This is a genomic window from Ideonella oryzae (genome assembly GCF_024055665.1).
Taxonomy (GTDB): Bacteria; Pseudomonadota; Gammaproteobacteria; order Burkholderiales; family Burkholderiaceae_C; genus Ideonella; species Ideonella oryzae.
The window spans coordinates 59,629-72,712 of the sequence record NZ_JAMXMC010000008.1 but is presented as its reverse complement, the minus strand read 5'-3'; the positions used below and the strand labels follow the sequence as shown (position 1 = coordinate 72,712).

General features: G+C 68.1%; 16 protein-coding genes. 9 read left to right on the top strand and 7 right to left on the bottom strand.

Going from position 1 to position 13,084, the window contains the following annotated elements:
• Positions 1 to 2 precede the first annotated feature (2 nt).
• From M0L44_RS14590 to M0L44_RS14575, 4 genes are all read right to left on the bottom strand, one after another.
• A complete protein-coding gene (locus M0L44_RS14590; protein ID WP_435526424.1) occupies positions 3 to 746 on the bottom strand; it encodes an ABC transporter ATP-binding protein in 744 nt (247 codons plus the stop codon).
• A gap of 9 nt (positions 747 to 755) precedes the next feature.
• Complete coding sequence (locus tag M0L44_RS14585; protein WP_252770548.1) at positions 756 to 1,328, bottom strand: DUF2796 domain-containing protein; 573 nt, start codon at positions 1,326 to 1,328, stop codon at positions 756 to 758.
• Between the two features lie 130 nt (positions 1,329 to 1,458).
• On the bottom strand, positions 1,459 to 1,806 hold the full coding sequence (locus M0L44_RS14580) for a hypothetical protein (RefSeq protein WP_252770547.1): 348 nt from the start codon (positions 1,804 to 1,806) through the stop codon (positions 1,459 to 1,461).
• Positions 1,797 to 2,219, bottom strand: coding sequence for a Fur family transcriptional regulator (locus M0L44_RS14575; RefSeq protein ID WP_252770546.1), 423 nt, complete (start codon positions 2,217 to 2,219; stop codon positions 1,797 to 1,799). Before M0L44_RS14575 ends, M0L44_RS14580 begins: the two co-directional genes overlap by 10 nt.
• A 51-nt stretch (positions 2,220 to 2,270) precedes the next feature.
• Between M0L44_RS14575 and M0L44_RS21995 the strand changes: the two genes are divergently transcribed.
• The 4 genes from M0L44_RS21995 to M0L44_RS14560 are packed head-to-tail and all read left to right on the top strand — an operon-like array spanning position 2,271 to position 4,939.
• Entirely contained in the window at positions 2,271 to 2,405 is a 135-nt protein-coding gene (locus M0L44_RS21995; protein WP_256490293.1) for a hypothetical protein, read from the top strand.
• Positions 2,395 to 3,144, top strand: coding sequence for a zinc ABC transporter ATP-binding protein AztA (gene aztA / locus M0L44_RS14570; RefSeq protein ID WP_252770545.1), 750 nt, complete (start codon positions 2,395 to 2,397; stop codon positions 3,142 to 3,144). The genes M0L44_RS21995 and aztA overlap by 11 nt, the downstream gene beginning before the upstream one ends.
• A complete protein-coding gene (locus tag M0L44_RS14565; RefSeq protein WP_252770543.1) occupies positions 3,141 to 4,031 on the top strand; it encodes a metal ABC transporter permease in 891 nt (296 codons plus the stop codon). The genes aztA and M0L44_RS14565 overlap by 4 nt, the downstream gene beginning before the upstream one ends.
• Positions 4,028 to 4,939: a metal ABC transporter solute-binding protein, Zn/Mn family gene (locus tag M0L44_RS14560; RefSeq protein ID WP_252770541.1), complete on the top strand. Its 912-nt coding sequence runs from the start codon at positions 4,028 to 4,030 to the stop codon at positions 4,937 to 4,939. Before M0L44_RS14565 ends, M0L44_RS14560 begins: the two co-directional genes overlap by 4 nt.
• 81 nt (positions 4,940 to 5,020) lie before the next feature.
• Here M0L44_RS14560 and M0L44_RS14555 read toward each other — a convergent pair whose 3' ends face one another.
• The 3 genes from M0L44_RS14555 to M0L44_RS14545 form a co-directional block, all read right to left on the bottom strand.
• Positions 5,021 to 6,172, bottom strand: a complete 1,152-nt coding sequence (locus tag M0L44_RS14555) for a branched-chain amino acid ABC transporter substrate-binding protein (RefSeq protein WP_252770538.1) — start codon at positions 6,170 to 6,172, stop codon at positions 5,021 to 5,023.
• Positions 6,173 to 6,421: 249 nt separating this feature from the next.
• A complete protein-coding gene (locus tag M0L44_RS14550) occupies positions 6,422 to 6,847 on the bottom strand; it encodes a DNA polymerase III subunit chi (protein WP_252770536.1) in 426 nt (141 codons plus the stop codon).
• Between the two features lie 19 nt (positions 6,848 to 6,866).
• Positions 6,867 to 8,330 carry a leucyl aminopeptidase gene (locus tag M0L44_RS14545; protein ID WP_252770535.1) on the bottom strand — a complete coding sequence of 488 codons (1,464 nt, stop codon included), beginning with the start codon at positions 8,328 to 8,330 and terminating at the stop codon, positions 6,867 to 6,869.
• 28 nt (positions 8,331 to 8,358) lie between these two features.
• Between M0L44_RS14545 and lptF the strand changes: the two genes are divergently transcribed.
• The 5 genes from lptF to M0L44_RS14520 are packed head-to-tail and all read left to right on the top strand — an operon-like array spanning position 8,359 to position 13,074.
• A complete protein-coding gene (lptF, locus tag M0L44_RS14540; protein ID WP_252770533.1) occupies positions 8,359 to 9,465 on the top strand; it encodes an LPS export ABC transporter permease LptF in 1,107 nt (368 codons plus the stop codon).
• Positions 9,462 to 10,577: an LPS export ABC transporter permease LptG gene (gene lptG / locus M0L44_RS14535; RefSeq protein WP_252770531.1), complete on the top strand. Its 1,116-nt coding sequence runs from the start codon at positions 9,462 to 9,464 to the stop codon at positions 10,575 to 10,577. The genes lptF and lptG overlap by 4 nt, the downstream gene beginning before the upstream one ends.
• A gap of 11 nt (positions 10,578 to 10,588) precedes the next feature.
• Positions 10,589 to 10,963: a sirohydrochlorin chelatase gene (locus M0L44_RS14530; RefSeq protein WP_252770529.1), complete on the top strand. Its 375-nt coding sequence runs from the start codon at positions 10,589 to 10,591 to the stop codon at positions 10,961 to 10,963.
• A 13-nt stretch (positions 10,964 to 10,976) separates the two neighbouring features.
• Complete coding sequence (locus M0L44_RS14525) at positions 10,977 to 11,921, top strand: CysB family HTH-type transcriptional regulator (protein ID WP_252770526.1); 945 nt, start codon at positions 10,977 to 10,979, stop codon at positions 11,919 to 11,921.
• Entirely contained in the window at positions 11,911 to 13,074 is a 1,164-nt protein-coding gene (locus tag M0L44_RS14520) for a pyridoxal phosphate-dependent aminotransferase (protein ID WP_252770524.1), read from the top strand. Before M0L44_RS14525 ends, M0L44_RS14520 begins: the two co-directional genes overlap by 11 nt.
• The last annotated feature ends 10 nt before the right edge of the window (positions 13,075 to 13,084 follow it).

The following is a 13,084-nucleotide window of genomic DNA, read 5'->3' as shown; positions in this document are numbered from 1 at the left end:
GCTCAGGTCTCCGCCAGCGCCGCAGCGCGGTTGAGCTCGGCCAGCGCCGCAGCGCGGTTGAGCTCGGCCAGCGCCACCCGCCGGTCGAAGTGGGCCGCCAGGCGCTCGTCGTGGCTGACGAACACCACGCTGGCGCCGCTGGCCGCCGACTCCTGCAACAGCAGTTCGAGAAAGCCCGCCTGCCGCTGCGCATCCAGCGCCGAGGTGGGCTCGTCGGCGATCAGCAGTTCGGGTCGACCAATGAGCGCCCGGGCCACCGCCACACGCTGCTGCTGCCCCACCGACAGGCGGGTGACCGGCGTGGCCTCCAACGCCGGCCCCAGATCCAGCGCCCGCAGCAGACGCCGCGCCTCCGCGCGTTCGTCCCCCGCCAGGCGCTGGCGCCGCCGGGCCGAGAAGCGGCACGGCAGGCAGACGTTGTCCAGCACCGAGAGATAGGGCACCAGGTTGAACTGCTGGAAGACGAAGCCAATGTGGTCCACGCGCAGCCGGTCCCGCTCCCGGTCCGACAGACCGCCCAGTTCGACAGCCCGCCCCTCCACCTGCAGGATGATGCGGCCACGCTCAGGCCGCAGCACGCCCCCCAGCAGACCCAGCAAGGTGCTCTTGCCGCTGCCGCTGGGGCCATGCACGAACAAGCGCTCTCCAGGCTGGATCTCGAAGTCCGCCAGTTCAAGACAGGGCGCCTGACCCCGCTGCCAGCGAAACACCAGGTCCTGGGCTTTCAAAAGACAAGCACTGCTCACGCCGGCACCTCACCATTGCACGGTGCGGTGGGACTCGGTCAGCGTCGCGGCCGACTGCCCCTTCGGCCCGGCCACCTCGACCTGCATCTTGTGCAGCCGTGGGAAGGCCAGAAACAGGTCCACCCGCAGAGAGTGCAGGAACTCCGGCTTGGCGCATTGCCAGCTGAAGTCACCGTCCAGGTCGGCATGGCCCGCGGGCTCATTCGGGGACGGGGGCGTGGCCGGCCCGGCCCCCCCCAGCATGGCGGGCGTGAGCGCGGCCGAGGCCAGGCTGACCTTCTGCAGGGTGCACTGCGCGGCCGGTGTCGGCTGCAGGATGCCCCCCGGCTTGCGCAGGGCGGCCACGGCCAGCTTCACCGCCTGCTGCTCCTGTGGCGTGCCGGGCGCATGTTCATAGCCCAGGATGTTGTCCAGCGGACTTTCCAATTCGGCATTCAGGGTGTTGCCATCCACCACCACCCGCAGCACGGCCGCCCCGTGCACATGGGCGCCCGGTTCGTGGGCCTGGGCGCCCAGGCCCACCAGGCCCAGGCAGACGATCGACAACGGCCGCAGCACGGCCGCACGCAACTTGGCTTGCATCGTTTGATTCCTCGACGAATCCCGATCCCGCATTCCGGGCGAGATCCATGGCGCTCACGGGCTCGGCGCACACGCCGGCCCCAGGGCCGTCACATCCCCTGCGAAAGCAGAGGACACCGCAGGGCAGCACTCAGGCCCGCGGAGGCGCGCGAGGCCAGGCGCACAGCCAGTCCCATGCGGGCACAGCCCGCTCGGTCGCGGTGCCGGGACAGTCGAAAGACGGCAGGGCGTCTCCCTGCCAAGGAGAGGAAACCGCCAGCGGCGATGCGCCCAAGGCATGCTGGGCCAGGCAGTCCAGGCAGTTGTCGACGGGCAGCAGGTTGTCGTGCGTGGGCTGGTGGACGGCGGCCAGCGCGTGCTCTTCGGCATGCATCACCGCGTGCCACTGCGCCCAGATGGCCACCAGGGCCACGGCCAGCAACCACCCGCGCCAGCTGCGCAGCGACGGGTGGGCCTGGCCAGCCAGTCTCAAGAACATGCCCCCACGCCCACGGCCCGCACCCCCTGCCCGCCCACGGCACTGGCGCGGCAATCTGCGCAGTAGCCGTACAGGGTCAGATCGTGGCCCTCGACGACGAAGCCCGGTGGTGCCAGCCGCTGGAGATCGCCAGGACAGGCATGGATGTCAAACACCCGCTGGCAGGCCAGGCACTGGAAGTGATGGTGGTGGTCATGCCCGGCCAGTTCGTAGCGCACGTTGTCGCCCGGCAGGTTCACGCCCTGGATCTCGCCGTCGTCCAACAGCAGCCGCAGGTTGCGGTAGACCGTCGCCAGCCCCAGGGCCGGCACGTCGCTGCGCGCGCCTTCCAGCACCTCCAGCGGCGACAGCGGCCTGCCCGCGGCTGCGATGGCGGCACGGATGGCACTGCGCTGGCGGGTGGCTCGCTTCATGGTCCGATCGATTCTGGCATACTTCGACTTTGAAAATTCATTCTCAATAAGATGCCTTCCCGCCCTTCTCTTTCCGACAGCCGCTGGCTGCTGGCCAGCGGTGTCCTGGCGCGAGCCTGCGCCGCCAGCGCCGTGGTGGGACTGCTGGGGCTGGCCGTGGTCTGGGCCCTGCACGATGTCTTCTGACGCAGAGCGATCGGCCGTGCTGCGACTGGATGGACTGTGCCTGCAGCGGGGTGCGCGCACCGTGCTGAAGGATCTGTCGGGCCACTTTGCCGCTGGCTCGCTCACGGCCGTCATTGGCCCCAACGGCGCGGGCAAGTCCACCCTGCTGGCGGCCCTGGCCGGCGAGATCCCCCCCGCCGCCGGCGCCATCCTCCGGGCGCCCGGCCTGCGCCTGGGCTACCTGCCCCAACTCAGCGCCCTGGACCGCTATTTCCCGCTGCAGGTTCACGAGGTTGTCGCCCTGGGGCTCTGGCCTCGGCTGGGCCCCTGGCGCCGCCAGACCCGATCTCAGCGAGGTCTGGTGCAGGCGGCTCTGCATGAGGTGGGTCTGGCCGATCTGGCACACCAGCCCTTGCAGACGCTGTCGACCGGCCAGTTCCAGCGCATGCTGTTCGCCCGCCTGATCCTTCAGGACGCCCAGATCCTGCTGCTGGACGAGCCCTTTGCCGCCATGGACGAGCCCAGCACCCAGGAACTGCTGGCCCTGCTGCAGCGTTGGTCGGCCCAGGGCCGCACCGTGGTCACGGTGCTGCATGACCTGGCCCAGGTGCGCGAGCACTTCAGCCACGCGCTGCTGCTGGCCGGCCATGCCGTGGCCTGGGGCCCTGTGGCCGAGGTGTTGCAGCCGGCGCCGCTGCAGCGGGCGGGCTACCTGCCCGTGCTCCCCGCACCGGTGCCCCGTGGGAGCTGCAGTGCATGAGCCTCGCTGACTTGCTGCAGACCGGTCTCATCCAGCCCTTCACCGAATTCGGCTTCATGCGGCGCGCCTGGGTGGCCAGCCTGGCGCTGAGCCTGAGCGCCGGGCCCGTGGGCACGCTGCTGATCCTGCGCCGCTTGACGCTGATGGGCGACGCCATGTCGCACGCCCTGCTGCCGGGGGCGGCCCTGGGCTTCATGCTCGCCGGCCTGTCCTTGCCCGCACTCGGGCTGGGCGCCTTCCTGGCCGGCCTGCTGGTCGCGGCCCTGGCCCACCAGGCCGCCCGCCTCACGGCCCAGCGCGAAGAGTCTGCGCTGGCCGCCTTCTATCTGATGGCCCTGGCCTCGGGGGTGATGCTGGTCTCCCTGCGAGGCACCAGCGTGGATCTGATGCACCTGCTGTTCGGCAACATCCTGGCCGCCGATGCGCAGACCCTGCCGCTGGTGGCCTCGGTGGCCGGCGGCACGCTGCTGCTGCTGGCTGTGTTCGCCCGCCCGCTGATTGCCGACACACTGGACCCGGGTTTCCTGCGTCTGGCCTGGCCCGGTGGCAGCCGCTGGATGCGGCCGCTGTTCATGGGGCTGCTGGTGAGCAATCTGGTGGCGGGCTTTCTGACCCTGGGCACGCTGATGTCGGTGGGCCTGCTGGTACTGCCTGCCGCTGCAGCCCGCTTCTGGTCCCGCAATCTGGCGCCGCAGATGCTGCTGTCCAGCCTGCTGGCTGCGCTGGCCAGCACGCTGGGCCTGCTGCTGTCGTACCACGCCCAGTTGCCCACCGGGCCAGCCATCGTGCTGAGCGCCGGCGCCATGTACCTGCTGTCGCTGCTGTGCGGCCGGCATGACAGTCTGCTGCGACGCTCGCCCGACCTCATTTCCGGAGACCCTCGATGAACCGCGCCACCGCTCTGCGGACCCTGGCTGCCCTGCTGGCCGGCCCCGCGCTCGGCCCGATCAGCCGCAGTTGGGCCCAGGAAAGCAACGCCAGCACCGGCCCGCTGCGGGTCGTCGCCAGCTTCTCCATCCTGGCCGACATGGTGCAACAGGTTGCCGGCCCCCTGGCGGAGGTGCACACGCTGGTCGGCCCCGGAGGAGATGCCCATGTCTTCGAACCCCGGCCAGCAGATGCCCAGAAGCTGGCCCGGGCCGACCTGGTGGTGCTCAATGGCCTGCATCTGGAAGGCTGGATGGATCGCCTGATCCAGGCCTCGGGCTTCAAGGGTCGCCGGGTGGTGGCCAGCGATGGCGTGACACCCCGCCTGCTGGATGGCCACCCTGATCCCCACGCCTGGCAGAGCCTGCGGCTCGCTGCGATCTACGTCAGAAACATCCGGGCCGGACTGAAGGCCGCCCTGCCTCGACAGGCCGCGCGAATCGACCAACAGGCGGCCCGCTACCTGGCGGACATCGAAGGCCTCGACGCGCGCGTCCGGGCGCAGATCGGCGCCCTCGCACCGGCCCAGCGCCGCGCCGTGACCACGCACGACGCCTTCGGCTACTTCGCCGCCGAGTACGGTGTGACCTGGCTGGCCCCTCAGGGATGGACCACCGCAGAGGAGGTGTCCGCCAAGGACGTCACACGCGTGGTGCGCGAACTGCGCGCCCAGCATGTGCGCGCGCTGTTCCTGGAAAGCGCAGGCGATCCACGGCTGATGCAGCAGATCGCCCGCGAGGCCGGCGTGCACATTGGCGGAGAGCTCTATGCCGACACCCTGTCGCCCGCCGGAGGTCCCGCCGACACCTATCTGCACCTGTTCGAGCACAACGTGAAGACCATGCTGCAGGCCATGCGGGGCAGTTGAGCCCCCAGGTCTTCCGCGCCATGAAAAAGGCCGCCCGAAGGCGGCCTGGGTGACAGGATCGGAGGATCCTGTGGGGATCGATCAGTGCACCACGCCCAGCGAGGTCTTCACACCGCCCTTGTAGGTGTACAGCGTCAGGGCGCCGTTCTTGATGTCACCCTTCTCGTCGAAGCTGATCACACCCGTCACGCCCTTGTAGCCCGTGGTCTTGGCCAGCACCGGCAGGTACTTGGCCGGGTCCGCCGAGCCCGCCTTCTCCATCGCCGCCACCATCACGTTGGTCGCGTCGTACACGTACGGCGCATAGATCTGCACGTCCGCGCCGAACTTCTTCTTGAACTTCGCGCGGAAGTCTTCCATCGCCTTCACCGCAGCCTTGTCGTTCTGGTCGATACCGCCGGCCTCGGCGCACACCACCTGGTCGTCGGCCATCGTGCCCGCGGCCAGCTTGGGCAGCTCGCCCGTGCAGATGCCGTCGCCGCCCATGAATTTGGCGCTCAGGCCCAGTTGCTTCATCTGGCGCAGCATCGGGCCGGCCACCGCGTCCATGCCGCCGTAGAAGACCAGGTCCGGCTTCGTGCCCTTGATGGAGGTCAGGATGGCGGTGAAGTCCGTGGCCTTGTCGTTGGTGAATTCGCGCTTGACCACCTTGCCACCGGCGGCCTTCACGCCCTTCTCGAACTCGTCGGCCACGCCCTGGCCATAGGCCGTGCGGTCGTCGATCACGGCAATGGTCTTGCCCTTGAGCGTCGTCACCGCGTACTTGCCCAGCGTGCCGCCCAGGTGCACGTCGTCAGCCACCACGCGGAAGGTGGTCTTGAAGCCCTGACGGGTGTACTTCGGGTTGGTCGCCGACGGCGAGATCTGCGGGATGCCCGCGTCCGAGTAGATCTTCGAGGCCGGAATCGTCGTGCCCGAGTTCAGGTGACCGATCACGCCGTTGACCTTCTCGTCCACCAGCTTCTGCGCCGCCGCCGTGCCTTGCTTGGGATCCGCCGCGTCGTCTTCGGCCAGCAGTTCAAACTTGGCCTTCTTGCCGCCGATCATCACGCCCTTGGCGTTCAACTCGTCGATGGCCATGCGCGCACCGTTCTCGTTGTCCTTGCCCAGGTGCGCAATGCCGCCGCTGGTCGGCCCGACGTGACCAATCTTGACCACCAGGTCTTCGGCGTACACCGAGCCGGCCGCCAGTGCCACGGCAGCCGCGACGATCACATTCAGTTTGACTTGCATAGATTCGAATCTCCTCAGAAGGATGAATTGAAATGTCGATGTGAATGGCTCTCGACAAGCGGGCAACGATACTCCAAAAAGACCGCTGCGAAACTCGTGTGCACACCGGGTTGCCCCGGAGCAAAACACCCGTTGCCGAAGGCTTGCACCAAGCTACGCAATCCCCATGCCAAGGGACATTCGAAAGAGGTGCGGAGACGGTGCGAACGGGCACCAGGAAGGTTCGGCAGCGCGCGGGGCCGGCCGCGCTCAGCCGCCAGCGTGGTGCAGCAGTTCGTGGCCGGCCCGCTCGTAGGCCTTCCAGCGCTGGCGGCCCGATGCGCGCGCCGCGTCGTCCACGCCGACGATCTCGGCCACCCGCTCGAAGCGGGCGGTCCAATCGACCAGTTCAACCCCGAGGTTGATCACGCTGTCGCACGCCAGTCCTTCGACCGCCTGCTCGACCAGCCACACCGGGGTCAGGTCCCGAACCACCGGTTCGGGGCTCACCCGGGTGTGGACATGGGGCAGAAACTCCAGCTGGGGCTCGCTCCACAGCGCATGGCTGAGCCGGCGCAGATCCGGCGTCACGCCCAGCACGCAGACGCGTCCGCCTTCGCGGACCTTCTTGCGCACCAGACGCTGCGCCAAGGCGATCCTGTCCTGGACCCCCGTCAGAAAGACGATCTGCGCCAAGCTCTGGCTCCTGTCGTGCTCAGCGCTTGGCAGCGCGGGACAGCACGAAGTGGGTCAGCAAACCCACCGGGCGGCCGGTGGCGCCCTTGGCCGCACCGGCGCGGTAGGCCACGCCAGCGATGTCCAGATGGGCCCAGGGGTACTGCTTGGTGTAGCGCTGCAGGAACTTGGCGGCCGTGATGGCGCCACCCGCGCGGGAACCCACGTTGGCCATGTCGGCGAAGTTGCTCTTCAGGCCTTCGTCGTACTCCTCGTCCAACGGCATGCGCCAGCAGGGATCCAGCGCCTCGGCAGAGGCTGCCAGCAGGTCGGCCGCCAGCGTATCGTCGGCCGCGAACAGGCCGGCATGGTGATGACCCAGGGCCACCACGCAGGCACCGGTCAGCGTGGCCACGTCCACCACGGCCGCAGGCTTGAAGCGCTCGGCATAGGTCAGCGCGTCGCACAGGATCAGGCGGCCCTCGGCGTCGGTGTTCAGGATCTCGATGGTCTGGCCCGACATGCTGGTGACCACATCGCCCGGCTTGGTGGCCGTGCCACTGGGCATGTTCTCGCAGGTCGGGATCAGTGCAACCACATTGACCTTGGGCTTGAGCTGGCCGACTGCGCGCATGGTGCCCAGCACGCTGGCCGCCCCGCACATGTCGAACTTCATCTCATCCATGTCGGCACCTGGCTTGAGCGAAATGCCACCGGTGTCGAAGGTGATGCCCTTGCCCACCAGGACCAGCGGCGCGTCCTTCTTGGCCGCGCCGTGGTATTCGATGACGATGAACCGCGGAGGCTCTTCGGAACCGCGGGTCACGGACAGGAAGGAACCCATGCCCAACTTCTCGATGGCCTTGCGGTCCAGCACCTGCACGGACAGGCCCAACTCGCTGCCCAGGCCCTTGGCCTGCTCGCCCAGGTACGTGGGTGTGCAGACGTTGGCCGGCAGGTTGCCCACCTCGCGTGCCACCGCCACACCGGCGGCAATGCCCTCGCCCAGGGCCAGGCCGCCCTTGACGGCGGCCATCGCAGCCTTGTCAGCCACGAAGGACACCTTGGCCGGCAGCACCGGCTTCTCGGCCAAAGGCTTGGTGGCGGTGTAAACGTAGCTGTGCTGGTCCACGCACAGGGGCAGCACCTCGGCATGGCCGGCCTCGGGGGCGGCGCCCACCAGGCTCACGGCCAGATGCTTGACACCGCGGCCCTTGAGCAGGGCCAGCGCAGCCACCAACGCGGTGCGGAAGGCCTTGGGCGAAGCATCCTTGGCCACGCTCAGCACCAGGCGCGCAGCCTTGAAGCCGGCGGGGGCGTTGAGGTACAGCGTGCGCCCGGACTTGCGCTCGAAGTCGCCTTGCTTGGCCAGCGGTGCCAGCACCGCGTCCAGGGCGGCATCGCCTGTCTTCAGGGTGCCTTCGGCGGGCAGGACCGCGATCAGCGTGTCCGCCGCGACGGCAGCAAGTCCTTCGGCGGTGGCCGCCAGAGCTTGAAAGTTCATAATCCGTCTCGATTGAAATGAGCTTTTGATGTTATTCGATTCATCCGTTCGCAAGGAACTGGCCCGCAGTTTTGGCGCCACCCTCGTGGTCATCCTCACCATCGTGATGACCATGATGCTGATCCGCACCCTGGGCCTGGCCGCCAACGGCTCGGTTTCGCCGCAGGATGTGGCCCTGGTGCTGGGCTTCAACGCCGCCGGCCAGTTGCCGCTGATGCTGGCCCTGTCGCTGTTCGTCGCGGTGGTGCTCAGCCTGGGGCGGATGTACCGCGAGAGCGAGATGGCCATCTGGTTCAGCGCTGGCGTCGGCCTGGACCGCTTCATCCGCCCGGTGATGCGCATGGCCTGGCCGGTCTACGCCGGGCTGGGCGTGCTGGTGCTGGTGGTGTGGCCCTGGGTCAACCAGCAGACGGCCGAGATCAAGACGCGCTATGAGCAGCGCTCCGACCTGTCTCGCGTGGCGCCGGGCGCCTTCCAGAGCTCCTCGGACGGCAGCCGGGTCTTCTTCATCGAGCGCAATGGCGACACGGCCGGCGTGGCTCGCAACGTGTTCCTGCTCACCAAGAAGAACGAGGCGGAATCGGTGACCACGGCCCACAGTGGCCACATCGAGAACGGTGCGGAGGGCCGAACCCTGGTGCTGGATGTGGGCCACCGCAACGAGCACGACGCCAAGAACGGCGAGAACAACCGCATGCAGTTCGAGCGCTTCCGGCTGCTGGTGGATGACAAGCCGGTCGCCAACCCGTCGGCCCTGCCACCCAAGGCCATCGACACCCTGGGACTGCTGCGCGACCCCACGCCGGCCAACATGGGCGAGCTGACCTGGCGCATGGGGCTGCTGCTGGGCGGCATCAATCTGTCGCTGCTGGGCATTGGGGCTGCGGCCACCAACCCACGGCGCCCGGGCAACTGGAATCTGCTGTTGGCCTTGCTGGGTTTTCTGATCTATTTCAACCTGGTGAACCTGAGCCAGGCCTGGGTGGGCGCGGGCAAGGTGCACATCGTGCCCACGCTGCTGACCTTGCATGGCCTGACCCTGTTGGCGGCCCTGGCCCTGATCTGGTGGCGTGACCATGCCACGGTGACCAGCCGGCGCACCCGGCGCCCCGCTCCGCAGGGAGGCACGGCATGAAGACCGTCCGCAAGCTGATCTACCGCGATGTGCTGTGGTCGGTCTTTTTCGTGGCGCTGGCCTTCCTGGCGCTGTTCTTCTTCATCGATTTCCTGGATGAACTGGGCCGGGTCGGCCGGGATGGCTACACGCTGGGTCGGGCCGCGCTGTCGGCCGCGCTGTCCATGCCCGGACGGCTCTATGAACTCGGCCCGATCGCGGTACTCATCGGCACCATCTACGCCATGGCGCGTTTGGCCCAGTCCTCCGAATTCACCATCCTGCGTACAGCCGGCCTGGGGCCGGAACGGGCCCTGACCCTGCTGCTGGGGCTGGGGCTGCTGCTGGGCGCGCTCACCTTCGTGATCGGCGAATATGTCGCACCCCTCAGTGAGCAGCAGGCCAGCCAGCTGCGCTCCAAGCAGCGGGGGACCAGCGTGTGGTCCTCCAAAGCCGGGGCCTGGCTGAAGGAGCGGCGCAGCACGCCCCAGGGCGAACGCAACTACTCGATCAATGTGCGCAGCAGCGAGCGCCATGATGTGATGCGGGGCATCCGCATCTTCGAGCATGACGCCGACGGGCAGCTGATCTCGCGCATCGAGGCCGACCGTGCGGTGGCCGACAGTGGCCGCAACGGGGCGGTCTGGCACCTGGAGAAGGTGAACATCACCACCTGGCCGGCCTCCTTCGATCAGCCCCTGACGGTCAAGGAACAGCCCACGCTCGACTGGCCGACCACGCTGGACACCGGCCTGGTGTCCGCCGCCATTTCGCCCATCGATTCGATGTCCACCGTCGAGCTCTGGCGCTACAGCCAGCATCTGAGTGACCAGGAACAGACCTCCCAGCGCTACGAGCTGCAGTTCTGGAAGCGGGTGTTCTACCCCTTCGCCTGCATCGTGATGGTGGCACTGGCCCTGCCTTTCGCCTACCTGCATGCGCGCTCTGGCGGCATCAGCCTGAAGGTCTTCGGCGGCATCATGCTGGGCATCAGTTTCGTGCTGCTCAACAACGTGGTGGGTCACCTCGGCCTGCTGCATGCCTGGACCCCCTGGCTCGCCTCATCCCTGCCCAGCCTGTTGTACCTGGGGCTGTCACTGGCGGCCTTCACCTGGCTGGTGCGTTACCGCTGATCGGCACAACCATGCGCGGACTCATCCTCTTTGCCCACGGCGCCCGGGCCCCCGGCTGGGCCGGCCCCCTGCACGAGACCGTCGAGCGGGTGAGGGCCGCCCAGCCCGGCCTGCCCGTGCGGCTGGCGTTTCTCGAGTTTCTGACACCCACACTGGAAGAGGCCGGCGACGCCCTGGTGTCCCAGGGCTGCACCCTGGTCGAGATCGTGCCGCTCTTCCTGGGTGCTGGCGGCCATGTCCGCAAGGACCTTCCTGCGCGCACCGCCGCCCTGCAGCAACGCCATCCTGGGGTCACCTGGCAGCTGCGTCCGGCCGTGGGCGAGTCACCCCGGGTGATCGAGGCCATGGCCCTGGCCGCGCTGGACCCGCCCCCTCTCCTGCCTTGAAGCCCACCTGCCGATGAACCTGCATCAGTTCCGATTCGTCCAGGAGGCGGTGCGCCGCAACCTCAACCTGACCGAAACCGCCAAGGCCCTCTACACCTCCCAGCCAGGCATCTCCAAGGCCATCCTGGAGCTGGAGGAGGAACTGGGCGTGGACATCTTCGTGCGACACGGCAAGCGCCTCAAGCGCGTGACCGAGCCCGGCCTGGAGGTGCTGAAGTCGGTGGAGATCATCCTGCGCGAGGTGGCCAACCTCAAGCGCATTGGCGAGGAATTCTCCAAGCAGGATGCCGGTCGGCTCTCGATTGCCGCCACCCACACCCAGGCCCGCTACATCCTGCCCGACGCGGTGGCCCAACTCAGCAAGCGCCTGCCCAAGGTGAAGATCAGCCTGCACCAGGGCACGCCCGAGCAAGTCGCGCAGATGCTGCTGGACGACACCGCCGACATCGGCATCGCCACCGAGTCGCTGGCCGATGTGGAGGAACTGGTCACCCTGCCCTGCTACGAATGGCAGCACGTGATCGTGATGCCGCACGACCATGCGCTGGCCGCCGTGGAACGCCCCAGCCTGGAGCAACTGGCCGAGCTGCCGCTGATTTCGTACCAACCCGCCTTCACGGGCCGCAAGCGCATCGATCAGGCCTTTGCCCAGCGCCGACTCACGCCCAACATCGTGCTGGAGGCCATCGACTCCGACGTGATCAAGACCTATGTGCGCTCCGGCCTGGGCGTGGGCGTGGTGGCCGAGATGGCCATGGCCTCCGAGCCGCCCAATGGCGAGTTGATCAGCAAGCCCGCAGCCCACCTGTTTGGCACCAACACCACGCGCGTGGCCTTCCGCCGCGGCGCCTACCTGCGCAGTTATGTGCTGACTTTTGCGGAGCTGCTCTCCGACCGCCTCTCGCGTCACCTGATCGAGCGGGCCATGAACAGCACCGGAGACAGCTATGAGCTTTGACCCCCGCACCCCACCCGTCCGCTCCCGCCTGCCGCAGGTGGGCACCACCATCTTCACCGTCATGTCGGCCCTGGCCCAGCAGCACGGTGCGGTGAACCTGGGCCAGGGCTTCCCGGATTTCGAAGGCGACCCGGCCCTGCTGGACGCCGTGAACCAGGCCATGCGCGAGGGGCACAACCAGTACCCGCCGATGGCTGGCGTGCCGGCCCTGCGCGAGGCCATCGCAGGCAAGATCGCCGCCATCCACGGCCACCGCTACGATCCGGGCAGCGAGATCACCGTGACCGCGGGTGCCACGCAGGCCCTGCTCACCGCGGTGCTGGCCCTGGTGCAGCCGGGCGACGAAGTGGTGGTGCTGGAGCCCTGCTACGACAGCTATGAGCCGTCCATCGCACTGGCCGGCGCACGCACCGTGCGGGTGCCGCTGAACCCGCAGACCCTGCATGTGGATTTCGACCGCCTGGCGGCTGCCCTCACCCCCCGCACGCGGCTGCTGATCATCAACACGCCCCACAACCCCTCGGGCACGGCGTGGACTGAGGCTGAACGCGCCCAGTTGCGGGACCTGCTGCGCCCGACCGACATCCTTGTGCTGTCCGACGAGGTCTACGAGCACATGGTGTTCGATGGCCGGCCGCATGCCAGCGTCAGCGGCGACCCGGAGCTGGCCGCACGCAGCGTGGTGGTGTCCAGCTTCGGCAAAACTTTCCACGTCACCGGCTGGAAGGTGGGCTACGTGGCGGCCCCCGCACCACTGATGGCCGAATTCCGCAAGGTTCACCAGTTCAATGTGTTCACCGTGAACACCCCGATGCAGCACGGCCTGGCGCGCTACCTGGCCGACCCGGCCCCTTATCGGGACCTGCCCGCCTTCTACCAGCGCAAGCGGGACCTGTTCCGCCAGGGTTTGGCTGCCACCCGCTTCCAGCTGCTGCCCTGCGAAGGCACCTACTTCCAGTGCGTGGACTACAGCGCCATCAGCGACCTGAACGATGCGGATTTCTGCCGCTGGCTGATCGAACGTGCAGGCGTGGCCGCCATTCCTCTGTCGGCCTTCTACGCCGAAGCCCCCAAGCGACAGCTCATCCGGTTCTGCTTTGCCAAGCAGGACCAGACGCTGAGGCAAGCACTGGACCGGCTGCAGGGTCTCTGAGCCAGCAGCG